This window comes from Stenotrophomonas maltophilia (assembly GCF_001274595.1).
Classification (GTDB): Bacteria; Pseudomonadota; Gammaproteobacteria; order Xanthomonadales; family Xanthomonadaceae; genus Stenotrophomonas; species Stenotrophomonas forensis.
Genome location: NZ_CP011010.1, coordinates 3,819,029 through 3,844,054 on the forward strand (window position 1 = coordinate 3,819,029; position 25,026 = coordinate 3,844,054).

General features: G+C 67.1%; 23 protein-coding genes. 6 read left to right on the top strand and 17 right to left on the bottom strand.

Going from position 1 to position 25,026, the window contains the following annotated elements; all coding sequences use genetic code 11:
* Positions 1-50 precede the first annotated feature (50 nt).
* Entirely contained in the window at positions 51-260 is a 210-nt protein-coding gene (locus VN11_RS22605) for a hypothetical protein (RefSeq protein WP_187299777.1), read from the top strand.
* Between the two features lie 131 nt (positions 261-391).
* Here VN11_RS22605 and VN11_RS17440 read toward each other — a convergent pair whose 3' ends face one another.
* From VN11_RS17440 to gap, 3 genes are all read right to left on the bottom strand, one after another.
* Entirely contained in the window at positions 392-1,768 is a 1,377-nt protein-coding gene (locus VN11_RS17440) for a DUF3999 domain-containing protein (protein ID WP_053450654.1), read from the bottom strand.
* Positions 1,765-4,434, bottom strand: coding sequence for a DUF2339 domain-containing protein (locus tag VN11_RS17445; RefSeq protein WP_053450655.1), 2,670 nt, complete (start codon positions 4,432-4,434; stop codon positions 1,765-1,767). Before VN11_RS17445 ends, VN11_RS17440 begins: the two co-directional genes overlap by 4 nt.
* Positions 4,435-4,559: 125 nt before the next feature.
* Entirely contained in the window at positions 4,560-5,564 is a 1,005-nt protein-coding gene (gene gap, locus VN11_RS17450) for a type I glyceraldehyde-3-phosphate dehydrogenase (protein WP_006465708.1), read from the bottom strand.
* Positions 5,565-5,756: 192 nt separating this feature from the next.
* Here gap and VN11_RS17455 point away from each other — a divergent pair, with 192 nt between their 5' ends.
* From VN11_RS17455 to VN11_RS17465, 3 genes are all read left to right on the top strand, one after another.
* Positions 5,757-6,386, top strand: a complete 630-nt coding sequence (locus VN11_RS17455) for an OmpW/AlkL family protein (protein ID WP_053450656.1) — start codon at positions 5,757-5,759, stop codon at positions 6,384-6,386.
* 488 nt (positions 6,387-6,874) lie between these two features.
* Complete coding sequence (locus tag VN11_RS17460; RefSeq protein ID WP_053450657.1) at positions 6,875-7,693, top strand: S1/P1 nuclease; 819 nt, start codon at positions 6,875-6,877, stop codon at positions 7,691-7,693.
* A gap of 11 nt (positions 7,694-7,704) precedes the next feature.
* A complete protein-coding gene (locus tag VN11_RS17465) occupies positions 7,705-8,505 on the top strand; it encodes an MBL fold metallo-hydrolase (protein WP_053450658.1) in 801 nt (266 codons plus the stop codon).
* A gap of 27 nt (positions 8,506-8,532) precedes the next feature.
* Here VN11_RS17465 and VN11_RS17470 read toward each other — a convergent pair whose 3' ends face one another.
* From VN11_RS17470 to VN11_RS17490, 5 genes are all read right to left on the bottom strand, one after another.
* Positions 8,533-9,006 carry a hypothetical protein gene (locus VN11_RS17470; protein ID WP_148564991.1) on the bottom strand — a complete coding sequence of 158 codons (474 nt, stop codon included), beginning with the start codon at positions 9,004-9,006 and terminating at the stop codon, positions 8,533-8,535.
* A gap of 72 nt (positions 9,007-9,078) precedes the next feature.
* Positions 9,079-9,435 (bottom strand): hypothetical protein, encoded by a 357-nt coding sequence (locus VN11_RS17475; RefSeq protein ID WP_148564992.1) that lies wholly within the window; start codon positions 9,433-9,435, stop codon positions 9,079-9,081.
* Positions 9,436-9,707: 272 nt separating this feature from the next.
* Positions 9,708-10,271: a hypothetical protein gene (locus VN11_RS17480; RefSeq protein WP_053450661.1), complete on the bottom strand. Its 564-nt coding sequence runs from the start codon at positions 10,269-10,271 to the stop codon at positions 9,708-9,710.
* A complete protein-coding gene (locus VN11_RS17485; RefSeq protein WP_053450662.1) occupies positions 10,268-11,509 on the bottom strand; it encodes a M56 family metallopeptidase in 1,242 nt (413 codons plus the stop codon). Before VN11_RS17485 ends, VN11_RS17480 begins: the two co-directional genes overlap by 4 nt.
* Positions 11,502-11,867, bottom strand: coding sequence for a BlaI/MecI/CopY family transcriptional regulator (locus VN11_RS17490; protein WP_012481135.1), 366 nt, complete (start codon positions 11,865-11,867; stop codon positions 11,502-11,504). The genes VN11_RS17485 and VN11_RS17490 overlap by 8 nt, the downstream gene beginning before the upstream one ends.
* A 118-nt stretch (positions 11,868-11,985) precedes the next feature.
* Here VN11_RS17490 and VN11_RS17495 point away from each other — a divergent pair, with 118 nt between their 5' ends.
* Together VN11_RS17495 and VN11_RS17500 are read left to right on the top strand one after the other, a co-directional pair.
* On the top strand, positions 11,986-12,543 hold the full coding sequence (locus VN11_RS17495; protein ID WP_053450663.1) for a flavin reductase family protein: 558 nt from the start codon (positions 11,986-11,988) through the stop codon (positions 12,541-12,543).
* A gap of 35 nt (positions 12,544-12,578) precedes the next feature.
* Positions 12,579-14,531 (top strand): acetyl-CoA hydrolase/transferase C-terminal domain-containing protein, encoded by a 1,953-nt coding sequence (locus VN11_RS17500; protein WP_053450664.1) that lies wholly within the window; start codon positions 12,579-12,581, stop codon positions 14,529-14,531.
* An 86-nt stretch (positions 14,532-14,617) separates the two neighbouring features.
* On the opposite strand, the gene VN11_RS17505 is transcribed toward VN11_RS17500, so the two are convergent.
* From VN11_RS17505 to VN11_RS17540, 9 genes are all read right to left on the bottom strand, one after another.
* On the bottom strand, positions 14,618-14,923 hold the full coding sequence (locus tag VN11_RS17505; RefSeq protein ID WP_053450665.1) for a HigA family addiction module antitoxin: 306 nt from the start codon (positions 14,921-14,923) through the stop codon (positions 14,618-14,620).
* 11 nt (positions 14,924-14,934) lie between these two features.
* Positions 14,935-15,078: a type II toxin-antitoxin system RelE/ParE family toxin gene (locus tag VN11_RS22790; RefSeq protein WP_238581829.1), complete on the bottom strand. Its 144-nt coding sequence runs from the start codon at positions 15,076-15,078 to the stop codon at positions 14,935-14,937.
* A 449-nt stretch (positions 15,079-15,527) separates the two neighbouring features.
* A complete protein-coding gene (tkt, locus tag VN11_RS17510; RefSeq protein WP_053450666.1) occupies positions 15,528-17,525 on the bottom strand; it encodes a transketolase in 1,998 nt (665 codons plus the stop codon).
* A 198-nt stretch (positions 17,526-17,723) separates the two neighbouring features.
* A complete protein-coding gene (locus VN11_RS17515) occupies positions 17,724-19,043 on the bottom strand; it encodes a dicarboxylate/amino acid:cation symporter (protein ID WP_006465816.1) in 1,320 nt (439 codons plus the stop codon).
* Between the two features lie 57 nt (positions 19,044-19,100).
* On the bottom strand, positions 19,101-20,816 hold the full coding sequence (locus VN11_RS17520) for a BatD family protein (RefSeq protein WP_053450667.1): 1,716 nt from the start codon (positions 20,814-20,816) through the stop codon (positions 19,101-19,103).
* Positions 20,813-22,651, bottom strand: coding sequence for a vWA domain-containing protein (locus VN11_RS17525; RefSeq protein ID WP_053450668.1), 1,839 nt, complete (start codon positions 22,649-22,651; stop codon positions 20,813-20,815). Before VN11_RS17525 ends, VN11_RS17520 begins: the two co-directional genes overlap by 4 nt.
* The gene (locus VN11_RS17530; protein WP_053450669.1) at positions 22,648-23,652 is read right to left on the bottom strand and encodes a vWA domain-containing protein; all 1,005 of its coding nucleotides are present in this window, start codon (positions 23,650-23,652) and stop codon (positions 22,648-22,650) included. The genes VN11_RS17525 and VN11_RS17530 overlap by 4 nt, the downstream gene beginning before the upstream one ends.
* A complete protein-coding gene (locus VN11_RS17535) occupies positions 23,649-24,098 on the bottom strand; it encodes a DUF4381 family protein (protein WP_053450670.1) in 450 nt (149 codons plus the stop codon). Before VN11_RS17535 ends, VN11_RS17530 begins: the two co-directional genes overlap by 4 nt.
* Complete coding sequence (locus VN11_RS17540; protein WP_053450671.1) at positions 24,095-25,024, bottom strand: DUF58 domain-containing protein; 930 nt, start codon at positions 25,022-25,024, stop codon at positions 24,095-24,097. Before VN11_RS17540 ends, VN11_RS17535 begins: the two co-directional genes overlap by 4 nt.
* Positions 25,025-25,026 lie beyond the last annotated feature (2 nt).

Consider the following 25,026-nt stretch of genomic DNA (forward strand, 5'->3'; position numbering starts at 1 on the left):
GCAGAAGCAGGAACGATTTCTGGTGTCGGGAAAAAAATGGAGAGCCGAGCATGGGCTCGGCTCTACAAGGAGCGGGCAGCCAAGCTGCTTTTGCTTTTGCTTTTGCTTTTGCTTTTGCTTTTGCTTTTGCTTTTGCTTTTGCTTTTGCTTTTGCTTTTGCTCTTCTTTTTTCTCTTCCGTGGGTGGACGCACCCGGAAACTGTCAGAGGCCGGGCGGGTGGGCTGGGCAGGGGTATCCGCGCCATGGATGGCGCGGCTAAGCCTCCAGGGACGGGTTTACGGCGTCCCCTGCCCAGCCCACCCGCCCGGCCAAGCGCAGCTTTGCAGTCGAGCAAGCTCGACTCTACCGACGCTACGGCCACCCACGAGGGGCTGCGCCGTTCGCCGGAACCTACGCCGAAGGCGCCGGCTTCTGCCGAAGCAGGCTGACCGCCAGCCCACCCACCACCAACACACCCAGCCCCAGCAACGCCCACAGCAGCCACGACTTCCAATCATGCTGCGGCTTCAGCGCCGCCTCGCCGGCCAGCGGCTCGGGGCTGCCCTCCAGCCGCGCCAGCGTCGGCTGCCATGACGGATCATTGCGCTGGCGCAGTTCCTCGATCAGCACACCGATCGGCGCCTCCATCCGGCGCGCGGTCGAACTGCCGACGGCCAGGGCATACGGCGCCGCGCCCTGGCTCAGGAACACCAGCACCTCCGGCTGGTAGCCCAGGCGCAGCGTAGGCGCGGTGGCCGTTTCGGCAGGATTCGCAACCAGCTTCCAGTAGCGGTCGCGATGCACGCCCCCCAGCGACTGGGCCGCCGATTGCTGGCGTTGGCCCTGCGCGCCCTGCTGCAGCTGGTAGGCGATCCACGGCGCACTGCGGCGCTGCCACTCCGCGCTCTCATCATCGCGGCTGAACAACGTCCACTGCACCAGGCTGTTGTCGGCGCTGGCCACGTCCGCACGCGCGACCGGGAAACGGCCGTCCAGTTCGAAGGTGTATTCGCCCTTGCCCTTCGTAACCGGCTCCAGCGACAACCATTCCCACGGCAGCGTGGCCGGGGCAGGCGGCAGTTCAGCCAGCACGCTGTGCAGGGTCGGCAGGCGTGCATCGCCCTGTGCGAGCACGCGCAGGTAGCGTGCCTCACCGTCCACCTGCAGGCGGCGCTGCAGCAGGCGCTTGCCGGCGCGCTGCAGGTCCACCAGCGGAATGTCGCGCCCGACCGCACGCCAGTGCTGCAGATCATCGCTGGCATCCAGCTGCACCTGCGCCTGCAAGGGCTGGCCACTATCGGCCCAGTCCAGCACCAGCGCCGCCACCGGCTGCTGGCCGAGCACGCTGGCGTCGATCAGCCAACCGCCCTGCCCGTTCGTCACCGCACCGCCCCCGACGCGCGCCTCGACCCGGCGTACGCGGCCATCGGTATCGCGTTCGGTCAGCAGCTGCAGATCGTTGCGCTGTGCTTCGGCCAACGGCGGCAGTGCGAACCACGGCAGCTCCCGCTGCACCGGCGGCTGTGCCAGCGGCTGATCCGGCGCCAGCAGCGCCGAGGGCAACGATTGCCCCGCCGCATTGAACACCTGCAGATCGCCCAGGTCGGCAGCGCCGGCACGGCGATAGATTGCCGGTTCCAGGACCACCCTGTATGCACCGGACTGTGCGCTGGACAGCGTCAGCGGCCACTGTTCGGCGTACTGGCTGCGGTAATCGGCAGCCTGCGCCACGACGGCAGCCAGCATGCCGAACATCACCGGCAGCAGCGCCCTGCTCCACTTCCTCATTGTTTTTCCTCCACGGACGGCGCCGCGCTCGGCGGAGCCGGTGCCAGATAGCCCACGACCGTGCACAGCAGGCCGTAGGCGATGAACGATGCGATGCCCAGCAGGTTGCCCAGGTGCTGGCGATCGACGATGACCAGCTTGGCCAGCACCACCCCCATCAGCACGGCGCCCACCATCCACAACACGCGCTGGCCGCGGCGCGAGCCCCAGACCCAGGCGATCACGCCGAGCACGCTCCACAACACTGTCAGGCTGGTCTGCGCCAGGCTGAAGCGCATCATCGACGCGTCCCACGACAGGCCGCCCCACTGATGCACGCCATGCAGCACCACGCTGGTCAGCGCAACGAAGATGGCCAGTGACAGCAACGGCATGCGGATGTTCAGCAGTGCCTGCGGCGCCTGATCGCTGTACAGCCAGCGCGCCAGCAGCAGCAGGCTCAGCCACTGCGCAAGCTCGGCCGGATTCAACACCGGCAGCCACAGCAGCGGGGCAGCGTCGCCCGGCAACAGCTGGCCCAACAGCCAGCCGATCGAGAGCAGGCCGAACAGCACGCATTGCAGCGGCGTGCGTACGCGGTCGAACGCTTCACCCAACGGCCAGCGCAGCATGTTCCAGCGCCACAACGACAGCGCTGCCATCAGCAGCCACGGCAGCGTGACCAGCAGGGTCGTCCAGCCCTGTGCCAGACCCGCTTCGCCACCGCCCCACAGGGCCAGCAGCGAGAGCAGCGACGGCCACAGCAGCCACCACAGGAACTGCGCGATGCGTGCCACGGTGTTGCCCCCCTGGCGCAGGCACAGCAACGTGCGCACGCCCAGCACCGCGAACAGCGCCCAGGCCAGCGCGCCATAGCCGGCGAACGGCTGGTGGTGGGCATCGCTCTGCAACAGGGCCAGCGGGAAGCCCAACGCCAGCATCGCCAGTGCCGTCACGCCCAGCGCACGGGCCGGCTGGCGGCGCTGTGCTTCGGCGGCCAGCCATGCCGTGACCGCCACCAGCACCAGCAGCGCATCCACTTCGGTGCGGTACGGGAAGAAGCGGGTGATCTCATGCACCAGGCCACCCAGCCACCACAACAGGCCCCACAGGTAGTAGACCAGTGCGATCTCGTGGCGCGACCGGCGCTGGTAACTCCAGGCCGATGCAAAGCCAGCCACGGCCAGCAGCAACACGCCGATGGCGGTGGGATTGATCAGGAAGCGCAGATCCTCGTGCCAATGATCGCCGCCGGCCACGAAGGCGAATGCAGCGCCGATCTGCAGCAGCGCACCGGACACCTGTGGCAACCAACGCTTCTGGCGCAGCCCCAGCCATGCCAGCCCCGCACCTTCCAGCGCGAATACCGCGCCGGTGGCGCGCGCCGACAGCGCCAGCGGCACCGCCAGCGTGGCAAAGCCCACTGCCAGCACCGCATGCGACTGCGCCAGCACGGTGTACGACGCCCGCCTGATCAGCGCCCACGCCAGCACCGCATAGATCGCGGCCAGGCCCAGCGCGCACAGCGCCAGCGTCATCGGCTGCTCGTGCAACATGCCCGCCTGCAGCGAGAATGCGACCAGCGGCGTGCCGAACACCAGGCTGCCATCGACCAGGTCACGCCGCCCGGCCGGCTGGCGACGCGCGTACAGCAGCGGGATCAGCAGGTAGAACGCGAAGAACAGCAGCAGGAACGGTTCGGTGCTGCTGAACTTGTCCGGCGCGTACTGCAGCACGCCCCAGAACGTACCGATGCCGAACGTGAAGGCGAAGCCCAGCAGGTTCAGCGCGCGCCACGGGCGGAACCAGGCAATGGCGAAGATGCCCGCGTTGAGTACCGCGTAGTAACTGAACAAGCCCACGTGGTTGCCACTGCCGGTGGACAGCCACAGCGGCGCCATGAAGCCGGCGAGGATGCCCAGCACCGCCAGCGTGCGCGAATTCTGCACCACTGCCAGCACGCACAGCCCGGCCACCAGCGCGATCGAGCTGGCGAAGGCGAAGCCCGGCGGAATCAGCTCGAATCGCTTGAACGCCGCGAAGATGGTCAGCAGCAGCACGCCAATGGCGCCGCCCTGCAGGGCCAGCGCGAACATCCGCCGGCGCTCGCGCTGGTGCCAGCCAAACGCGAGCAGCCCCAACGCGCCGACGGTGACGCCAGCCAGGCGCAGTTCGATCGGCAACACCAGCCAACCCTGGTCGCTGACGTACTTCAGCAGTGCGGCGACACCGGCCAGCAGCACCAGCATGCCGATCTTGACCGGTACGTTGCCTTCGGTGAACCAGCGTTTGACCGCACCGATGCCGCGCTCGATGAAATTCGGCAGCGCCGGTTCTGGCGGCAACGGCGGCTGCACCGGCACCGGCGGTACCGGCGGCGGCGCAGCAGGACGGAGGACAGGCGCCTCGGTGGGCGCGGCCTCTCGCACCGGCGGTTGTGGGGGGTGCGGTGCAGCCGCAGCGACCGGCCGCAGGACCGGTGGATCGGCACTGGCCGCGGGCGTGACCACCGGCCGTTCAGGCGCGGGCGTGGCGACGGCCGGCTTGGCAGCAGCAGGCGCGGTGGCCATCGCGCCTTCCAGCGCGGCGACACGGCGGCGCAGGCCGGCAATCATCACCAGTGCCACCACCAGCAGCAGCGGGATGGCCAGCAGAACCAGTACGACCAGGGCTATCAGTGCTTCCATTGCCTGCTTCCATTGCGTTCCCGCGCCCCAGCGGCAGCGGTCGACCGCCCCATGCTACGACAGGGCTGGCCCCATAAACGACGAACCCCGGCCAGGCCGGGGTCCGTCTTCGATCTACACCGGCCTTACTTGGCGGCGATGACCTTGGCCATTTCCAGGCACTTGTTCGAGTAGCCCCACTCGTTGTCGTACCAGGTCACCAGCTTGACGAAGGTGCCGTCCAGGGCGATGCCGGCATCGGCGTCGAACACCGAGGTGCAGGTTTCGCCGCGGAAATCGGTGGCCACCACCTTGTCTTCGGTGTAGCCCAGGATGCCCTTCAGCGGGCCTTCGCTCTGCGCCTTCACTTCAGCGCAGATCTCGGCGTAGGTGGCTTCCTTTTCCAGCTCGACGGTCAGGTCGACCACCGACACGTCCGAGGTCGGGACGCGGAAGCTCATGCCGGTCAGCTTCTTGTTCAGTTCCGGGATGACCACGCCGACGGCCTTGGCCGCACCGGTGGACGACGGAATGATGTTTTCCAGGATGCCACGGCCGCCGCGCCAGTCCTTGTTGGACGGGCCATCGACGGTCTTCTGGGTGGCGGTGGCCGCATGCACGGTGGTCATCAGGCCGCGCTTGATGCCCCACTTGTCGTTGATGACCTTGGCCAGCGGGGCCAGGCAGTTGGTGGTGCACGAGGCGTTGGAAATGATCGCCTGGCCGGCGTAGGTCTTGTCGTTCACGCCGTAGACGAACATCGGCGTGTCGTCCTTCGACGGGGCCGACATGATCACCTTCTTGGCGCCGGCATCGATGTGCTTCTGCGCGGTTTCCTTGGTCAGGAACAGGCCGGTGGCTTCCAGCACCACGTCGGCGCCGACTTCGTCCCACTTCAGGTTGGCCGGGTCGCGTTCCTGGGTCAGGCGGATCTTCTTGCCGTTGACCAGCAGGTCGTTGCCCTGCACCGACACCTCGGCCTTGAAGCGGCCGTGCACGGAGTCGTACTTGAGCATGTACGCCAGGTAGTCCGGCTCCAGCAGATCGTTGATGGCCACGATTTCGATGTCGTCGCCGAAGTTCAGCACCGCCGAGCGCAGGACGTTGCGCCCGATGCGACCGAAACCGTTGATACCAACCTTGATTGCCATGTTCTCAAGCTCCTGCGGCCGCGACAGGTGCGGCGGGATGGATAGGGCCCACAAGTCTAGCAAACCGGGGCTGGCCACCGTGGGCCAGCGCCTCCGGCGGAAGGCCGGCGGACAGGATTTGATCCGGATCAAAGCGTTAGCGCGGCGTGAGGCCGACACTGGCCCCATCCACCCAGCAACGAGATCACCCCCATGCGCAAGACCTCCCCCCGGATCCTGGCCGGCCTGGCCGCCGCCCTGTCCCTCGCCGCCGCCCCCGCCATGGCCCAGTCCAAGGGCGACTGGACCGTTTCGGCCGGCGTGCACCAGGTGGCGCCGAAGTCGAACAACGGCTGGCTGGCCGGCGGCACGCTGAAGGTCGACGTCGACAACGACGTCAAGCCGACCATCACCGGTGAGTACTTCATCGCCGACAACCTGGGCATCGAAGTGCTGGCCGCGCTGCCGTTCAAGCACGACATCAACATCAACGGCCTCGGCCGCGTCGGCAGCACCAAGCAGCTGCCGCCGGTGGTGACCCTGCAATACCACTTCAACAGCAAGGGCAAGGTGTCGCCGTTCATCGGTGCGGGCGTGAACTACACGACCTTCTTCAGCGAAGACACCACCGGTGCGCTGAAGGACAGCCGCCTGAAGCTGCAGGATTCGTGGGGCCTGGCCGCGCATGCGGGCGTGGACTTCGCGATCAGCGAGAAGGGCGCCCTGCGCGTGGACATGCGCTGGATCGACATCGACAGCAAGGTGAAGTTGAACGGCGAGAAGATCGGCACGGTCAACATCGACCCGCTGGTCTACGGCGCGTCCTACGTCTTCAAGTTCTAAGCGGTGTGTTGAGCGCGGGGGCTTCGCCCCCGCTCCCCCGCTACACGCAAAACCCTCGCAGCATGTTGCCCCGGTGATTGCCGGGGCTTTTTTGTTGCTGGGACTGAAGCGGTTCCGGAGCTGGGGCAAGGCGGGGAGCGGAGCCGGGACACGCCGTAAACCCATCCATGGGGGCTCGATGGCGCCATCCATGGCGCCAACGGTCCCGGCCCCGCTCCCCGCCTCGCCCCTTCCCATCACTGCGCGCGTGCCAGCTCAAGCAAAGGCAAGAGCAGAAGCAGAACCTGTACATCCGAGGCGTAATGGTTGCCTGCAATTGCAGGAGGCAGGTTTTGATCCTGCATTTGATTTTGATGTTGCTTTGACCTTTGCATTCGCCTCCGCGGCCATGTCTGATGGGGGCTGCAGCGCCTGCCCCTGCAGCCCACCCACTTCGAAACGGGAACGCGCCGCTCTTCAATCCACCTACCCCCGGCTAGAATGTGCGCATGAAAGCCCTGCACTCCCTCTTCCTCGCCGCCGCCCTGGCGCCGGCCCTGCTGTCCGTCTCCGCCCCCGCCCATGCCTGGGGCGCGCAAGGCCACCGCCTTGTCGCCGAAGTCGCAGACGCCCGACTCACCCCTGCCGCCCGCGCCGAAGTGGATCGCCTGCTGGCCACTGAACCGGACGCCACCCTCGCCAGCATCGCGCCCTGGGCCGATCAGCTGCGCGCCAAGGACCCGGGCCTGGGCCGTCGCTCGGCCGGCTGGCACTACGTCAACATCGCCGAAGACAACTGCCATTACGAAGCACCTAAGCACTGCAAAAACGGCAACTGCATCGTCGAGGCGCTGAAGGCACAGAGCGCCATCCTCGGCGACCGCAGCCTGACCGACGGCGAGCGCCTGCAGGCGCTGAAGTTCGTCGTGCATCTGGTCGGCGACATCCACCAGCCGATGCACGCCGGCTATGCCCACGACAAGGGCGGCAACGATTTCCAGCTGCAGTTCGGCAACCGTGGTACCAACCTGCACTCGCTGTGGGACAGCGGCATGCTCAACACCCGCAAGCTGGACGACGCCGCCTATCTGCCACTATTGCAGAGCCAGCGTGCGCCGAAGCTGGCGCGCCAGTCCAACCCGCAGCGCGACCCGCAGACGTGGGCTGAGGCCAGCTGCCGCATCTCCATGCAAGCTGGCGTTTATCCGGCATCGCGTAAAATCGGCGACGAATACACCGAGCGCTACCGGCCGCTGGCTGAAGCGCAGCTGCGACTGGCCGGTGAAAACCTGGCGCAGTTGCTGAACCGCGTGCTCGGCACGCGCTGAGGAGCATGCAAATGGCAGTCCAGGTGCAGTCGTTCTTCCACCGTGACAGCAGTACCTTCAGCTACCTGGTCAGTGACCCGGCCAGTGGCGAGGCAGCGCTGATCGACCCGGTCCTGGACTACGACCCGGATACCGACGCCAGCAGTGAAGCGCCGCTGCACGCTGCCTTGCAGGCCCTCCAACAGCAGGGCCTGCAGCTGCGCTGGCTGCTGGAAACGCACGCCCACGCCGACCATGTGTCGGCCGGGCGTCGGCTCAAGCAGCACTTCCCGAAGGCCACGCTGGCGATCGGCGAAGGCATCCGCGCGGTGCAGGCCACTTTTGCGCCGCTCTACGGCCTGCAGCTTCCTGCTGCGGATGAAATCTTCGACCACCTGTTCAGCGATGGCGAAATCTTTACGCTTGGCGAACTGCGCGGCCAGGTGATCGCCGTGCCCGGTCACACCAGCGACAGCATCGCCTACCTGATCGGCGATGCGCTGTTCACCGGCGACTCGCTGTTCATGCCCGACGGCGGCACCGCCCGCTGCGATTTCCCGGGCGGTGATGCAACGCAGCTGTACCGCTCGATCCAGCGCCTGCTGGCGCTACCCGATGCCACCCGCGTGTTCGTCTGCCACGACTATGGCCCGGGCGGCCGTGATTTCGCCAACGAAACCACCATCGGCGAACAGCGCGCGCACAACATCCACGTGCACGATGGTGTGGCCGAGGCGGAGTTCGTCAGCGTGCGCCAGGCCCGCGATGCCACGCTGGAAGAACCCAAGCTGATGCAGCCGGCCGTGAAGGCCAACATCCAGGGCGGAGCCTGAGGTCCAGGTGGACAGCCAGAGAAGCGCCTATCCGAGGCTCACCTCGTGATAGGTGGTTTCCTCCAACAGATCATCCTGCGACGTTCCAACAAAGATCTCTCTCGACAGGACCCGGTTCTTGTTGAACCGAATACGCACGTTGTAACTCTCTGAGGCATCCCCGCCCTGCAACATCAGGCTGCCGCCCTTGGAGCTGAGATCAATCGTCGCACTGGAAAGATCCACCAGATCGAAATAGGCGGAGCGCGGAACAGGCAACGCAGCACCATTGACTCGGATCTGCAGCGATTGCACTCCTTTGCAGGGGCGCGCGCCTTCGCAGACTACGTAGCGCGGGTCGTCGGCCGTTGTGGCACGAATGCCCAGTCGCACTTCGACCTTCATACCCGGAGATTGCGCGGTCAGAAGCTCCGTTGGCTTGCCCCCGATGTGCACTGAAACCGCTGCAGCCGTCGAGCCTGATGCCAGCATCAGCAGAACGAGTAAAAGCGAACGCTTCATGTGAGATCCCGCGGCGAGAAGAACGGGGTAAGGGCGGGTACTGGCTGCTGGACCTTCGCAGACCCGCTTACCTCAATCCAGTCCACAATCCACTACCAGATCCTTGCGCGTCAGAACGGGAAGCTGCGCCGCAAGGTCAACACCCATGAACTGCACGTAGATCAGGCCTTTCTGGTCTGCGCGCTTGTTGCCGAGCAGCACTCGATCCTTACCTCTTGAATGCTCCGTGCCGACCAGCACGAATCCACGGGTCGGGCTCAGATCCCGGTTCCATCGAACGCCATCGTAGGAAGGATGATTCCCGATGTAGACATCGATGTCCTTGCCAGCCAGCTTCAACAATCCCTGTTCAAAATCCAGTCCCGGGGCCTTCACGTGGTAGCTGTCACCGGCCCGAAGGAAAATGCACACCCCGAACTCGCGGCTCATCGGAGTTGGAGCGTCGCCGTCGCGGTGCGTACATGCACCGAGGCAGCCCAGGCAGGCAAGGAAAAGCAGCCTCTTGCTATTGGCTCGCATAGCTGCACCCTCTCACGATGGTTCTGTCCTTCCTGGGATCCAGAACATCTTCCAGATTCTTCCCATCCGGCCTGGCGCCATTGAAGTTGCGGCTCATGGTGCCGCCAGCCACCGGGTTACGCCCGGAACCGGCTATTGTCAACAACCCTCTTACATCTTCGTGCCCGACAGCAAGCCCGCCGCTACCGCCCCTGCATCCGCACCACATGCTGCCCCTTCACGATCTCGAAGGTGAAGGCGTACTGCAGCGTGACCGCCACCGGCTCGATGCGCTCCGCGCCGCGGCAATCGCCGCGATCCGCCGGCACCTTGCCCGGTGCGAAATGGCAGACCGCCGCGGACGAGTACTTCCACATGGCCACCGCGTCCTGTGCCGCCTGCAGCAGGGGCGCATTCTCGCGCGCAGCCCCTGCTGTGCACTCAGCACGATCGGTCAATGGCAGGCTGCGTTCCACACCGCCATCGGCGTCCACCACCACCTGCAGGCAGATGGTGGTCGGTGCCAGTTCCGCGCGCGGATCACGATCACCGACCTCCGGGTCCGGTGCCGCGTAGAGCTGCGGCATCCGGTAGCCCTCGCTCGCGCCCAGCGAGTACGCCTGCACCTGTCCATCGCCGTCGCCGGTCTGCGGCCGCAGGCGCTGGTGGCCGACATTCTCGCTGCGGGTATCGACGGTGGCCAGCCGGCCCTGGGCCGCGCACCCTGCCAACAGCGCCGCCATCATCAACAGCGGCGCGCGCTTCACTTCGCGTCCTCGGTGTCGTCCATCGCGAAGGTGATCGGAATACGCACGGCAGCGGCCACCGGCTTACCGTTCTTCATTGCCGGACGATAGGTCCAGCTGCGCGCAGCAGCCACCGATACCGCATCGAACACGCCCGGATTGGTAGCGCTGAGCACCTGGACATCGGCGGGACGCCCCTGTGCATCCACCTCCACGCGCAGGTTCACCACGCCCACCTGGCGTTGTTCGGCCGCAGACTTCGGATAGGACGGCGGCGGCATCTTGTCGACCTGGACGGGTCGGTCCAGCCCAGCCCTGGCTGCGTCTTCCTGAGCGTGTTCAAACGGCTCGACCCCGATCCTCGGCGCTCCCGCCGTACCGCCCTGGCTGGCCCACGCCACCGCTCCCATCCCCAGGCACACCCCAATCACCAGCACCTGGCCCGACACCCACGGCAATGCCTTCCGCTTGGACTGCTTCAACATGGCGATACGCTCCTTCAACACGGGTTGGCTGCGCCAATGGCAGACCGCGGGCGCAACCGGATGGACCAGCTGCGCTTTCAGCAGCGTGCTGGCGTAGAGGCCGCGCAGCGCAGGCTGCGGGGCCATGGTGCGGGCATCACAGGCCAGTTCCTGCTCGCGCAGGAAACGGCGTGCGGCCCAGGGCAACAGCGGGTGGAACCAGAACACCGTGCGCATCAGCAGCAGCGCACCATTGGCCCAGTGGTCACCATTGCGACGGTGGCTGCGCTCGTGCTGCAGGATCAGGTCCTGCTCCTGTGCGCTGAACTGCTGGTCGAACGCCGGGCCGACCACGATGCGCGGCCGCCACAAACCGACCAGCGCCGGCAGCCCGGGATCACCGCTGGCCTGCCAGCTGCCATCGGCACGCGGCCGCAACGGGCCCATGCGCCGCTCGAAGCGCCGCTGTGCACGCAGCTCGCGCAGCAGGCAGACGCCCATCCCCAGTACCCAGGCCACCAGCAGCAGACCGGCCCATGGCAGCGCATGACCGCTCGCGCCCTCGAGGGCGCCCGGCATCACCTTCAGCGGCAGCGTCGGCACCTGCTGCAGCAATGCAACCCGGGGCAGCGGCACCAGCAGCGCCACCATCAGCAAGGGCAGCAACCACCAGCTGCGATAGGCCAATCCAGCGCCCCCCAGTCGCACCAGCAACGGCCGCAGCGTGGCCAGCACGACCACGCCCACCGCCAGCCACAGGCTGGCCTGCCATAGTCCGTCGAGCAGCTCAGTCATGGTCCAGCTCCTGGATCAGCTTCTTCAGTTCGGCGATGTCCTGCGCGCTCAGCTGGCCGCGTTCGCTGAAGTGCGCCACCAGCGGTGCCACCCGGCCTTCGAAGACGCGACCGATGAAGTCCTGGCTCTGTGCCTCCACCCACGCCTGGCGCTGCAGCAGCGGCCGGTAAAGATAGCGCCGGCCATCGCGCTCGGCGGCGATCGCGCCCTTGGTCAGCAGGCGGTTGAGCAGGGTCTTGATAGTCGGCTCGGCCCAGTCGCGGTGGGCCAGTGCGGCCACCACCTCGTCGGCGCTACGCGGTGCCTGCTGCCACAGCACCTCCATCACAACGGCTTCGGCTTCGCTGATCGGGGTCATGGTTTACATCCGTAATCGACGAATTGATTACGCGCGTAATCGAACCTCATGTCAAGCCCCTCGACTCCGGGTTCATCCCGGCTGCGCCAGCATCGGTTCCTCCCGCCCCAGGCCCCGGATGAAAGCGCTGCCCAAGGAAGATTTCCCGGTCGAGCAGGCCCGCCGCTTCCTCGAACCCGGTCCGATCGTGCTGGTCAGCACCGCGTGGCGCGGCCAGCGCAACCTGATGACGATGGGTTGGCACATGGTGATGGGCTTCTCGCCTTCGCTGGTCGCCACCTACCTGTGGCACGAGAACCACAGCCACGCATTGGCGCGCGGCAGCGGCGAGTGCGTGATCAATGTTCCCGGCGTGGAGCTGCTCGATACGGTCGTGGACATCGGCAACTGCAGCGGCCGCGAGGTCGACAAATTCGCCCGTTTCGGGCTGGATGCACTGCCCGCGCGCGAGGTCGGCGCGCCGCTGGTCGGGCAATGCCATTCGTGCTTCGAGTGCCGCCTTCATGACGACAGCCAGGTGGAATCGAGCAACCTGTTCATCTGGGAAATCGTGCGTGCGCACGTGGCGCCGCGGCCGAAACTGCCGCGCACGGTGCATTACCGCGGCGATGGGCAGTTCATGGTGTCCGGCGCCGAAGTCTCGCGTCGACGGCGGTTCAAGCCCGACATGCTGTAATGCCGGCACTCCCCCCAGACGCAGGACCGCCCCGAATGACCGAACACCTCACCGACCTGGACGCCGCTGTCGACTGGTTGTTTGCGCGCGTGGACGGGCCGCTGCGGATCGGGGCGCCACTGGCACTGGGCAAGCCGCATCGGCTGCTCAATGCGCTGTATGCACGCGTCGAGCAGGATCCGTCGCGGCCACTGCAGCTGTATACCGCGCTGTCGCTGAACCCGCCGAAGGCGCGCGGCAATGGCCTGGAAGCGCGCTTCATGGCCCCGTTCGCGCAGCGCCATTTTGGCGACGATTTCCCGCGCCTGGCCTATGCCGATGCGATCGCGCGCGACGCGTTGCCGGCACATGTGCAGGTGGAAGAGTTCTACATGCAGTCCGGCGCCCTGCTCGGTTCGCGGCAGGCGCAGTCCAGCTATACCAGCCTGAACTACACCCACGCCGCCGATGCGGTCGCCCAGCGCGCGCCGCAGGTGATCGTGCAGAAAGTGGCGATGCGCCCGGATGACCGGCGGCTCTCGCTGTCGTGCAACAACGACATTACCCAGGACACGCTGGATGCCATCGCCGCGCGCGGACTGCCGCGCCCGCTGCTGGTCGCCGAGATCGATCCGCAGCTGCCCTACCTGGGCGGCTCGGCCACCGTCGATGTGTCGTTCTTCGATCTGGTGATCACCCCGCCGCCGCCGTACCCGGCGCTGTTCGGCCTGCCGCGGCAGCCGGTTGGCGATGCCGACTATGCCATCGGCCTGTATGCCAGCACCCTGGTGCGCGATGGCGGCACGCTGCAGATCGGCATTGGTACGCTGGCCGATGCGCTCAGCCACGCACTGGTGCTGCGCCATACCGACAATGCGCGCTATCGCCGCGTGTTGCATGCACTCGACCCACAGCTGGCCAGCCATCCGCTGGTGCAGGAAATCGGCGGGCTGGACCCCTTTGAAGTGGGCTTGTACGGCTGCAGTGAAATGCTCAACGAGGGCTTCCGGCGGCTGGTACAGACCGGGGTGATCAAGCGCAAGGTGCACGACGACCTCGCGCTGATGCAGCGCATCGAGAACGGTAGCACGCTGTCGATCGACCATGCCACGCTGGACGCCGAGGGCGAGTACCTGCACGGCGCGTTCTACCTGGGCTCACCGGAGTTCTACGAATGGTTGCGCACCCTGCCGGAAGACGAATGCCGCGCGATCGGCATGCGCCGCATCAGCGAGATCAACCAGCTGTACGGCGGCAACGAAACACTGGAACGCCTGCAGCGCCGTCATGCGCGCTTCTTCAACTCCTGCATGATGGCCACCGCACTGGGTGCGGCGGTCTCGGACGCGCTGGATGACGGCCGCGTGGTATCCGGGGTGGGCGGCCAGTACAACTTCGTGGCGATGGCACATGCCCTGCCGGAAGCCCGCAGCGTGCTGATGTTCCGCGCCGCGCGCGACGACAAGGGCCAGCGCGAATCCAATGTGCGCTGGAACTATGGCCACACCACCATCCCGCGCCACCTGCGCGACATCTACCTCAACGAATACGGCATCGCCGATCTGCGCGGGTTGACCGACGAGGACTGCGTGCAGGCGATGGCCGCGATCACCGAGGCACCGTTCCAGTCCGGCCTGCTGCAGCAGGCGCACGCCGCGCGCAAGCTGTTGAGGGCCACGCCGCCGGATCCCGAACGCCTGCAGCGCAATACCCCACAGTCACTGGCCGCGGCACTGGCACCGTTCCGCGCCGATGGCACCCTTCCGGACTATCCGCTGGGCAGCGACTTCAACGAGATCGAGCAGGTACTGGTGAAAGCGCTGGGTTGGTTGAAGGCCAACACGCAGACCCGTGGCGACAAGCTGCGCACCGTCTGGGCAGCGCTGCGCCAACCGGCCGGTGATGGCGATGCGGTGTACCTGCAGCGCATGGGCCTGCAGGCACCGAAGGATTTCGCCGAGCGCCTGGACGCACGCCTGCTGCGCCTGGCGCTGGCGCGCACCGCCTGAAAAAAGGGGACGGAGGGAATTAAGTCGTTTCTGCACAAACGACTTAATTCCCTCCGTCCCTTTTTTCATCCACGCATGGCGCGGATCTACTGTCCGATCCTCACCGAATCCTTAAGATGCAGGCGGGCAATCGGTGGATGCTCTCGATGCTCGACCTGCCACAGGTCATAGGCCGCCTGCATTGCCAGCCACATGCGCGCATTGCCCAGACCTGCAAGCTCAAGGCGGAATGCAAGCTCCGCGGAGATACCGGCGTGCCCGTTGATGATGGTCGACAGCTGTCCGCGGGAATAACCAAGATGCTGCGCCAGCGCACTGATGGACATGCTGATCGCCGGCAGTATGTCTTCGCGCAGCGATTCCCCGGGATGCGGCGGATCATGCAACGGCATCGAGCAGACTCCTAGTGGTAATCGAGGTAATCGACCAATTCGACGTCGAGCCCACGAAAGCCGAATACCAATCGCCAACTCGCGGAGACACTTACAGCCCAGTAGCCGCTATAGCTTCCGCGCAGAGGATGCAGGCGATTTCCAGGCAAGCCCATGTCTCAAGGACGCTGGGCTTGGTCCAGCTGGTGAAGCAAGCGCCGCAACCGCCCCGCATGATCGGCACGAACGCCTGAAATGTCGCCCCGTTCATAGAGCACCTTCAGACCCCTGTGCCTGAAGCTGACGATCACGCAGCACCAGTGTAAGGCATCACCTTACGCCCCGCAAATCCACCATGGTTTTCTGCGCCGATCTTCTTGTCCATGACCACTTCTGAGGGTGCCTCGGCAGGCCCTCCTTTTCGCAAGGAATGCAGGTCAGATGAAGAGGCCAACGCGACACTGGTGCCGCCGGGTGGAACATTTCGGGCAAAGGAGAAGGGGACGGAGAGGATAAGTCGCATGTGCACAAACGACTTAATCCCCTCCGTCCCCTTTTTCTCCACTCTGAAGAACGAAAAAGGCCGGCGTGTGCCGGCCTTTCCCTTGTTGCACCGCGAGGCGGCTTACAGCGACTTCGCAGCTTCCACCACGTGGGCGGTGGTGATGCCGAAGTGCTTGTACAGCTGGTCGGCCGGGGCCGAGGCACCGAAGGTGTCGATACCGATCACCGCACCGTCCAGGCCGACGAACTGGCGCCAGAAGCCGGTGACGCCGGCTTCCACGGCCACGCGCTTGCGCACGGCGTTCGGCAGCACCGATTCGCGGTAGGCCGCATCCTGGCGCAGGAACACGTCGGTGGACGGCATCGAGACCACGCGGGTCTTGAGGCCGGCCGCATCCAGCTGAGCCTTGGCTTCGGTCGCCAGCGAGACTTCCGAACCGGTCGCGATCAGGATCACGTCCGGGGTACCGGCGGCATCGGCCAGCACGTAGCCACCGCGCTCGATCTGGGCGATCTGCTCGGCGTTGCGCGGCTGGTGCGGCAGGTTCTGGCGGCTGAACACCAGGCAGCTCGGGCCGTCCTGGCGGGTGATCGCGGCCTTCCAGCTCACTGCCGACTCGACCGCATCGCACGGGCGCCACACATCGTTGTTCGGGATGTAGCGCAGCGAGGCCAGGTGCTCCACCGGCTGGTGGGTCGGGCCGTCTTCGCCCAGGCCGATCGAGTCGTGGGTGTAGACGTGGATGGCATGGGCCGGGATCAGCGCGCTCATGCGCACGCCGTTGCGCGCGTAATCGCTGAACACCAGGAAGGTGGCGTCGAACGGAATGAAGCCACCGTGCAGCGCCAGGCCGTTGGCAATCGCGGTCATGCCGAACTCGCGCACGCCGTAGTACACATAGTTGGCGTTGGCGTCGTCGCTGGCGACCGACTTGCTGCCCTTCCACAGGGTCAGGTTGGAGTGCGCCAGGTCGGCCGAGCCGCCGACGATTTCCGGCAGCAGCGGGGCGTAGGCTTCGATGGCCAGCTGCGAGGCCTTGCGCGAGGCGATCGTCGGGCCTTCGGCGGCCACCTGGGCGATGTAGGCATCGGCCTTGGCAACGAAGTCGGCCGGCAGCTCGCCGTGCGAACGACGGGTCAGCTCGGACGCTTCCGCCGGATACTGGCTGGCGTACTTGTCGAACAGCTGCTCCCACTCGGCCTGGCGCAGGGTGCCGGCGCCATTGGCGCGCCAACCGTCGTAGATCGCTTGCGGGATCTCGAACGGACCGTATTCCCAACCCAGCTGCTTGCGGGTGGCTTCCAGCTCGTCCTTGCCCAGCGGTGCGCCGTGGCTGGATTCCTTGCCCGCCTTGTTCGGCGAACCAAAACCAATGGTGGTGCGGCAGCAGATCAGGGTCGGCTTGTCGCTCTGCGACAGCGCGGCCTCGATGCCGGCCTTGATGCTGTCCGGGTCGTGGCCATCAACATCGCGGACCACGTTCCAGCCATAGGCCTCGAAACGCTCCGGGGTGTTGTCGGTGAACCAGCCCTCGACGTTGCCGTCGATGGAGATGTGGTTGTTGTCCCAGAAGCAGACCAGCTTGTGCAGGCCCCAGGTACCGGCCAGCGATGCCGCTTCATGCGACACGCCTTCCATCAGGCAGCCATCGCCCATGAACACCCAGGTGCGGTGGTCGACCACTTCCAGCTCCGGGCGGTTGAAGCGCTGTGCCAGCAGCTTCTCGGCCAGGGCAAAGCCCACGGCGTTGGCGAAACCCTGGCCCAGCGGGCCGGTGGTGGTTTCCACGCCCGGGGTCTCGTGCCGTTCCGGATGGCCGGCGGTGTGGCTGCCCAGCTGGCGGAACAGCTTCAGCTGCTCGATCGGCAGGTCGTAACCGCTCAGGTGCAGCAGCGCGTACTGCAGCATCGAACCGTGGCCGTTGGACAGCACGAAACGGTCGCGGTTGAACCAGTGCGGGTTGCTCGGGTTATGGCGGAGGTAGTCGTTCCAGAGGACTTCGGCGATGTCGGCCATGCCCATGGGCATGCCGGGGTGGCCGGACTTTGCGGTTTCAACCGCATCGGCGGCAAGGAAGCGGATGGCGTTGGCCAACTGGCGACGGGTAGGCTGCGTCATGGTTCTGTCGGAATCGGGAGGCGGCCGCGGACGTGCGGGCGGCCTATTGTCCCATAGTCACCGGGCAGGGGTCAGTTCCAGCTTGCCCGGTCGTGCCGGCCGCTGGCCGGCAGTTGCGCAGAATTCAATGAAGATCATGAGGTTGCCGGCCAGCGGCCGGCACTACCGCCCCCGGAGTTCGGGGGCGGGAATCTGGACTCAGTCCTGCTGCGGACCCAGCGCCGGGCCGTCGTGGGACTCGCCCTTGGCCACCAGGGTGGTCAGGGCCAGGTCGCCGGTCACGTTCAGTGCGGTACGGCACATGTCCAGGAAATGGTTCACGCCCAGGATCAGGCCGATACCCAGCGGGTTCACGCCGACCATCGCGCAGATCATCGCCACCACCGGCAGCGAGCCCGACGGCACGCCGGCGGTACCGATGCCACCGAGGATGCACACCGCCATCACCATGAACTGCTGGCCGATGCTCAGGTCCACGCCGAAGAACTGGGCCAGGAAGATCACCGTCACGCCCTCGAACAGCGCGGTGCCGTTCTGGTTGGCGGTGGCGCCCACGGTCAGCACGAAGCGCGACACGCGCTGCGGCAGGCCCATCTGGTCGGCCACGCGCAGCGCGGTCGGCAGGGTGGCGTTGCTGGAGGCGGTGGAGAACGCCATCACCGTCGCTTCCTGGGTATCGCGGAAGAACGACAGCGGCGAGCGGCCCGACAGCCACACGGCGGTGCCGTAGGTCACGATCATGTGCAGACCCAACGCCAGCACCACCACGCCCACGTAGGCGCCGAGGCGGATGATCAGCTCGAAGCCGAACAGCGCGGCCAGGTTGAACATGAAGCAGGCCACCGCGTACGGGGCCAGGCGTATGACCAGGTTGATCAGGGTCATCGAGATTTCGAACACGCCTTCGATGGCGCGGCGCAGCGGAGCGACCTTCTCGTTGTCGGTCAGCACCATGCCGATGCCGAACATCAACGCGAAGAACATCAGCGACAGGATCGCGCCGTTGTCAGACGCGGCCTGCAGCACGTTGCTCGGCACGATCGACAGCAGCATGTCCATGCCCTTCGGCGTGCCATGGATGCCGGCCACGATCTCCTTGCTGCGCTCGGCGTTCTCCGACAGCATCATCGCAGCGACCTGCGGGTCGACGCCGGCACCCGGCTTGAGCACGTTGACCAGCACCAGGCCGATGCCCACGGCAATGCCGGACAGCAGCACGGTATAGGCCAGCGTCTTCCAGCCGATGCGGCCGAGGGCGCGGATGTCACCCATCTCCGACACGCCCATGATCAGCGCCGAGAAGATCAGCGGCACGATCAGCATGAAGATCAGGTTGAGGAACAGGCCCGACGCCGGGGTGGTGACGTAGTCCATTACCCACTTGGCACCGCCCTGCAGACCCTCGACGCTGCCGCCCAGGGCATGCACGGTCAGTCCCAGGACCAGGCCGATCGCAAAGCCGATGCCCATCTTCCAGTGCAGGGGCAACTTCTTCTTGTCGGCAGCAGCTGCTGTCATACGCGGGTTTCCTCGAAAAATGAATGCACTCTAACAAAGCGCGCAAGCGGCGCCGGTTCAGGTTCGCCGCGGTGGATACAGCGGCGCCAGGCCAGTGTCAGCGGCTCCCGCAGCTGCCGACCAGTGCGGTCCGTCACGGAAGGCCGCGCGCAGGCGCGTACGCAGCGCCGCCAGATCGCCCTGCCCGCCCCAGCGCGCCTGCTGCAGGTCCTGCAACACCTGGCGCTGCTCCGGATCGTCCAGACGCGCGATGACCTGCTCGATACGTTCGACACCGGCCATCGCACACAGCTGTGCTTCCACCTGGTCGAAGCCCTCGCCATCGAGCACGCGGCGCAGTTCGGCCAAACCGGCACGGCCGCTCGCCACAGTCGGCACAGCGGACGTGCCGGCGACAGGCGCCGCTGCACGCGAACGACGGCCACGCTGCCAGCCCCACAGCAGGGTCAGCAGCCACAGCAGCGCCAGCCCGATCGCCGCGCCCATCCAGGGCCATGGGCGCTCGGCGACGCCGCTGGCGCGCGGGTCGGTGGCCGCGATGCGGCTGTCCTGGCCATCGGTGCCGGGCAGCGCGGCGTCGGTGTCGATCGGCGGCAACGGTGCCGGCGGGGTATTGCCACCGCCATTGCCCGCCGCAACCGCCAGCGTCAGGTCCGGCAGCGTTGCTTCCTGTGCCTTGCCGCTGCGCACATCCCACCAGGGCAGGCGCGGGCCGGGCACCACCAGCGAACCCGGCTGGCGCGGCACGATCGAATAGCGGCGGGTGATCTTCAGGCGTGGCGTGCTGCCGTTGAAGGTCTCTTCGTACTGTGCTGGTTCGGCGAACACCTGCGCATTGGCGCCGACATCCGGCACCGGCAGATCGGTGAACTGTGCACGCGTCGCCCCCTCGGCAACCGCTTCGACCACCACATTGGCCGCTTCACCGGTGCGGGCGCTGGTCGGCGCACTGGTATAGCGCAACTGCAGGCTCCGCAGCGGCAGCCACGGCTGCGGCGCCTGCGCCGGTTGTGCCTGAACCTGCAACGTGCGGTCGGCGCCGGTGGCATTCATGCGGCCATCGCCCCCGCCAAAGAAGTCGTCGAAGAAGCCACCGGCACTGCGCCCGCTGAAGCGCGCACCGGCCAACCGCAATGCGCCGCTACGCTCGGGGATCAGCAGGAAGCGGCGTTCGACCACGTTGTAGCGGCGCCCGTTGACCTGGCGCACATCGGTGCGGTCATCGCCCACGCGCTGCAATGACGCGCCCGCCGGGGTATCCAGTACCAGTTCACCCGACGCCAGCTGCGAAGCAAAATACAACCGCACCACCACGCCCACGCTCTGCTGCACGTACGGCGTTTCGTCATCGACAACCGTCTCGATGAAGGCCATCGCAGTGCTGTCCGGGCCCGCCACGGCGGCCGCGTCCACCTGCAGGGTCAGCGGTGCGGTACGCACACTGCCCACCTGCAGGCCCGGAACCACCAGCGCACCGCTGCGTCGCGGCGTCAGCGCCACGCCGTACAGGTTGCGCTGCTGCATGCTGCCGTTGCTCCACTCCACCTGGCGGCTGCTGGTCTGCGCGCTCAGGTCGAAGTCGGTACGCAGAGGCGTGAAGTCAGGCGCGCCCTGATCGCTCTCGACATTGAGGGTGACCGTATCGCCCATTGCAATGCGATCGCGGTCCAGCCAGGCGCGCGGCTGCGCCCAGGCCAGCAGCGGCAGCCACAGCAGCAGCGCTGCCAGTACCTGCCGGGGCCAGCGCCCATGCATGTTGATCGCCCGCGTCATCGCCCTTCCCTCTTCCTGCGTTCGTTTTCCAGCTGGAACTTGGCCCGCAGCAGCGCCCCCGGATCATCGGGTACGCGTCGCATCCACGCCTCCACGGCCTGTTGCTCCTCGCGTTGGCGCGGGGTGGTGCCTTCGCTGCCTGGCACGGGCTTGCCATCCTGTTCGCCCTTGCCTTCACGTGCCTGCTGCATTGCCTGCTGCATGCGCTGGCGCTGCTGCTCGTCGGCCTGCGCCTGCGCCTTGGCATCTTCCACCTGCGGTGGTGCCTGCTGGCCATCGCGGCCGCGCTCGCCGGGCTGAGGCTTCGACTGTGCGTTGTTGTCACCCGCCTTGGGCGGGTCCTGCTGGCCCGACTGCGGCTGGCCCTGGCCGGGATTCTGCTGGCCCTGCTGCGGCTGCTGGCCCGACGGATTCTGCTTGCCCTGCGAATCGTTCTGCTGCTTCTGCCGGCCGCTCTGCTGGGGCTTCTGCTGATCCTGGCCCTGGCCACCCGACTGCGTGCGCTTGCGCGCGGCATCGACCACGGCACGGTTGGCCACCGCATCGGCCATGCCGGGATGCAGCGCCAGCGCGCGGTCGTAAGCGGCGATGGCCTCATCGTAGTTGCCCTGGCGCGCCAGCGCGTTGGCCAGGTTGTACCAGCCGGCATCGCTGTCGATGCCTTCGAACTGCTTGCGGGCATTGGCAAAGTCGCCGTTGCGGTAGGCCTGCACACCTTCGGCCAGGCGCTGGTGCTGCACCTGGTCGCTACGCTTCCACAGCGTGCCCTGCGCCGGCTGCGAGGCAGGCGTCGCAAGGGCCTGCGCCTGCACGTCATTCATCCACGGCAGCAGGCCAACGGCCAGCACCGCAGCCAGCACCGCGCGGCGGCGGAAGGCCAGCAGCGCCAGCAGCATGACCGGCGGCAGCAGCCAAAAGCCTTCATCGCGCCACTGCTTGCCTTCACCCGGCCGCTGTGCCGCTGTGCCCTCGCGCGCATCCAGAACCCCAAGCGCGCGCAGATCACTGTCATCGGCGGCGATACGTGCATAGCGCCCGCCACCTGCGGTGGCCACGGCGCGCAGGCTGCCCTCATCCAGCGCCGCCTGGCGGATCTGGCCACTCCCATCTCGATAGGCCGCACCGGCCGGGGTACCCAGGCCCAGCACCGAAACCTGCAGGCCGAGGCTGCGTGCCTGGGCTGCGGCCAGCGCGGCTTCGCCGTCGGCCTGGTCGGTGACCAGCAGGACCTGTCCCTGCAGCGCCGCGACCTGCCGCATCAGCTGCGCCGCCCAGTCGATACCGCGATCGGCACGCTGTCCATCGCGCGGCATCACCTCGGGGGACAAGGCATCCAGATACAGCGCGACATTGCTGCCGTCATCGGTCAACGGCGCCACCGTATAGGCGTCATCCGCATACACCACCAGGCCGACCTGGCCGCCCTTGCGCGCGCGCAGCAGCTCGCCCAGCTTGGCCCGCGCCTGCAGCAGCCGCGACGGCGGCAGGTCGGTGGCGGTGATCCGGCTGGACAGATCCAGCACGACCAGCAGCGGTGCGCTGGCCTGGAACATCGGCTGCGCCTGCTGCCGCCAGCTCGGCCCGGCCATCGCCAGCGACGCCAGCGTCCAGCCCAGCAGCAGCGCCCACGGCAGGCGCGTACGGCGACGCGTGCCTGCCGCCAGCAGGTGCGGCAGCAGGTGGGGATCCACCGCCTGCCGCCATGCATCGCTGCGCCGCTGCCGGTACAGCGCCAGCGCGAGGATCACTGGCAGGGCCAGCAGGGCCCACAGCCATTCCGGGCGCAGGAAATGCAGCGCATTCCAGTCGGGAAGATTCGACGCCAACGCGATCATCGGCGACGCTCCGGCCACAGCCACGCCAGCGCACCCAGCAGCAACGCCAGGCCCAGCGGCCAGGCATAGCGTTCCTCACGCGGGCGCAGGCTGGGTCCCTTCGCGGCGATCGGCTCCAGCCGGTCCAGTTCGGCATAGATGCCGGCCAGCTGTGCCGTATCGCGTGCGCGGAAGAACTGGCCACCGGTCATGCCCGCGATCTTCTTCAATGTGGCCTCGTCGACCGGATCCTGGTCGGCGGAAATGGAGATGCCGAACACGCGCATGCTGCCGTCGCCGCCAAACGCGACGGTGTGGATGCGCACGCCCTCGGCGCGGGCAACTTCGGCCGCGCGCAGGGGCTCCAGTACGCCGGCATTGCTGACACCGTCGGTCAGCAGGATCAGCACGCGCTGGCCTTCGGGCTGGCTGCGCAGGCGCTTCACCGCCAGGCCGATGGCATCACCGATGGCGGTTTCGCGACCGGCCAGGCCGACCACGCTGTCGCGCAGCTGGTCGCGCACACTGGCCAGGTCGGCGGTAAGGGGCGTCAACGTGTAAGCACGGTCGCCGAAGATCAGCAGGCCGATGCGATCACCGGCGCGGCGGTCGAGGAAGTCGGCCAGCACCGCCTTGGCTGCGGTGAGGCGATCCACGGCCTGTCCGCCCAGCACCATGTCGCCCTCACCCATGCTGCCGGACACGTCCATTGCCAGCATCATCTGCCGGCCCTGCTGCGGTGGGGTGATAGCCTCACCGAGTTGCTGTGGACGGGCAAGCGCAACGCACAGCGCGCACCAGCCCAACCACAACAGCAGGGTACGCAGCCAAGACACGTCGACGCGGCCACCACCGGTCAGTGCTTCCAGTTCGCTGGCGGCATACGGCACGCGCAGCGCCGCGCCGGGGTCAGCGCGACGCTTCCACGCGTACATCAGCAGCGGCAACGGCAACGCCAGCAGCGCCAGCGGCCATGCCAGCTGCAGGTCCGGCCACGGCCAGTAGCTCGCCAGCAGATTCATCGCCGACGCTCCAGCAGCAATGCCAGATAGCGCGCGCGGGACCAGCTGCGCACCGCGGCCACTTCGCTGGCATCGACGCGTGGCCGATAGGCGCCCTCGGCCAGCAGGCTGCGCCGTGCGTCAGACAGCGTGCCCTGCGGGTCCACGCGTTGCCACCATGCGTCGTCGCGCAACGATTCACTGCCCGGACGTGCCTGGCGCGCGGCACGACGCAGCAGGCCGGCGATCGCCGCCAGTTCCGCCGCCGCGTCGGTGCAGCCCGCCAACTCCCTGTCGAACTGCTGCAACCAGCGCTGCCGACGGCGGCGACGCTGCCACCACAGGAATGCGAAAACCAACAGCAGCAGTAGCAACGCGGCACCGATCATCAGATAGCCCGGTGCCGGTGGCCACCACGACGGGGCCGGCGGCAGCTGCACGTCGCGCAGCGGCAGGTTGGCACTCATGCCGGCACCTCGGTCGGCGACGGGGCCAGCCAGGCATCGCTGGGCGCATCGGTGGACAGCACCTGCACGTCGACGCGGCGTGCGCCGAGCTGGCGCCGCAGTTCCTGCAGCGGTTCAACGAAATGTGCCTGCCAATGCGCCTGCACGTCGCTGCGGCGCAGGTCGAGTCCAACGCGCTGCTGCGCGGTCTGGAACTGCAGCGCGGCCGACGGCGGCTGCAGTTCCAATGGATCGACCAGCAGAACCAGGCTGAGGTCATGGTGCTGGGCCAGCGCGCTCCAGCGTACCGGCGCAATCCGTGCCGCCTGCTGCGGATCGGCCAGCACCAGCATGCGCGCACCGGGGCGCAGCACGCGACTGGCGTGGTCCAGCGCACGCTCAAGACCAAGATCATCGGTGGGAGGCTGCGCGTACCATCGGGTGAGTGCATCGAGTACGCGCAGCACACCGCGCGGACCACCTGCGGGTGCGATCGGTGGCTCGCGGTCGCTGCCACGCAGGGCGCCCACGCGGTCGCCTCGACGCTGCGCCGACCAGGCGGCAACGGCGCCCGCACGTGCAGCCTGTACCGACTTGAAGCGCACCCGGGTGCCGAAATACAGCGCCGGCGAGGTGTCGGCCACGATCAGACTGACCCGCTCGCGCTCGGCCTGGAACAGCTTGGTGTGGGCACGGCCGGTACGCGCGGTCACCCGCCAGTCGATATGCCGCGCATCATCACCGGCCACGTACTCGCGTGATTCGGCGTACTCCATGCCACGCCCGCGCAGCGGCGACGGTGCCTGCCCGGCATTGCCGGCACGGCCGCGGCGTGGCGGCGGCGGGCGCTGTGCCAGCCGACGCAGCGCGACCAGTTCGGCCAACTGCGGGCGCAGCCCGTCGCCCTCGCTGGCCATGGATGCAGGTGCCGGGGATGGATCGGTCATGC

What these genes read in the sequence shown, in the direction of transcription:
- VN11_RS22605 (WP_187299777.1), top strand. Translation starts at nt 51, where the DNA reads ATGGGCTCGGCTCTACAAGGAGCGGGCAGCCAAGCTGCTTTTGCTTTT.
- VN11_RS17440 (WP_053450654.1), bottom strand. Translation starts at nt 1,768, where the DNA reads ATGAGGAAGTGGAGCAGGGCGCTGCTGCCGGTGATGTTCGGCATGCTG.
- VN11_RS17445 (WP_053450655.1), bottom strand. Translation starts at nt 4,434, where the DNA reads ATGGAAGCACTGATAGCCCTGGTCGTACTGGTTCTGCTGGCCATCCCG.
- gap (WP_006465708.1), bottom strand. Translation starts at nt 5,564, where the DNA reads ATGGCAATCAAGGTTGGTATCAACGGTTTCGGTCGCATCGGGCGCAAC.
- VN11_RS17455 (WP_053450656.1), top strand. Translation starts at nt 5,757, where the DNA reads ATGCGCAAGACCTCCCCCCGGATCCTGGCCGGCCTGGCCGCCGCCCTG.
- VN11_RS17460 (WP_053450657.1), top strand. Translation starts at nt 6,875, where the DNA reads ATGAAAGCCCTGCACTCCCTCTTCCTCGCCGCCGCCCTGGCGCCGGCC.
- VN11_RS17465 (WP_053450658.1), top strand. Translation starts at nt 7,705, where the DNA reads ATGGCAGTCCAGGTGCAGTCGTTCTTCCACCGTGACAGCAGTACCTTC.
- VN11_RS17470 (WP_148564991.1), bottom strand. Translation starts at nt 9,006, where the DNA reads ATGAAGCGTTCGCTTTTACTCGTTCTGCTGATGCTGGCATCAGGCTCG.
- VN11_RS17475 (WP_148564992.1), bottom strand. Translation starts at nt 9,435, where the DNA reads ATGAGCCGCGAGTTCGGGGTGTGCATTTTCCTTCGGGCCGGTGACAGC.
- VN11_RS17485 (WP_053450662.1), bottom strand. Translation starts at nt 11,509, where the DNA reads ATGACTGAGCTGCTCGACGGACTATGGCAGGCCAGCCTGTGGCTGGCG.
- VN11_RS17490 (WP_012481135.1), bottom strand. Translation starts at nt 11,867, where the DNA reads ATGACCCCGATCAGCGAAGCCGAAGCCGTTGTGATGGAGGTGCTGTGG.
- VN11_RS17495 (WP_053450663.1), top strand. Translation starts at nt 11,986, where the DNA reads ATGAAAGCGCTGCCCAAGGAAGATTTCCCGGTCGAGCAGGCCCGCCGC.
- VN11_RS17500 (WP_053450664.1), top strand. Translation starts at nt 12,579, where the DNA reads ATGACCGAACACCTCACCGACCTGGACGCCGCTGTCGACTGGTTGTTT.
- VN11_RS17505 (WP_053450665.1), bottom strand. Translation starts at nt 14,923, where the DNA reads ATGCCGTTGCATGATCCGCCGCATCCCGGGGAATCGCTGCGCGAAGAC.
- VN11_RS22790 (WP_238581829.1), bottom strand. Translation starts at nt 15,078, where the DNA reads ATGGGCTTGCCTGGAAATCGCCTGCATCCTCTGCGCGGAAGCTATAGC.
- tkt (WP_053450666.1), bottom strand. Translation starts at nt 17,525, where the DNA reads ATGACGCAGCCTACCCGTCGCCAGTTGGCCAACGCCATCCGCTTCCTT.
- VN11_RS17515 (WP_006465816.1), bottom strand. Translation starts at nt 19,043, where the DNA reads ATGACAGCAGCTGCTGCCGACAAGAAGAAGTTGCCCCTGCACTGGAAG.
- VN11_RS17520 (WP_053450667.1), bottom strand. Translation starts at nt 20,816, where the DNA reads ATGACGCGGGCGATCAACATGCATGGGCGCTGGCCCCGGCAGGTACTG.
- VN11_RS17525 (WP_053450668.1), bottom strand. Translation starts at nt 22,651, where the DNA reads ATGATCGCGTTGGCGTCGAATCTTCCCGACTGGAATGCGCTGCATTTC.
- VN11_RS17530 (WP_053450669.1), bottom strand. Translation starts at nt 23,652, where the DNA reads ATGAATCTGCTGGCGAGCTACTGGCCGTGGCCGGACCTGCAGCTGGCA.
- VN11_RS17535 (WP_053450670.1), bottom strand. Translation starts at nt 24,098, where the DNA reads ATGAGTGCCAACCTGCCGCTGCGCGACGTGCAGCTGCCGCCGGCCCCG.
- VN11_RS17540 (WP_053450671.1), bottom strand. Translation starts at nt 25,024, where the DNA reads ATGACCGATCCATCCCCGGCACCTGCATCCATGGCCAGCGAGGGCGAC.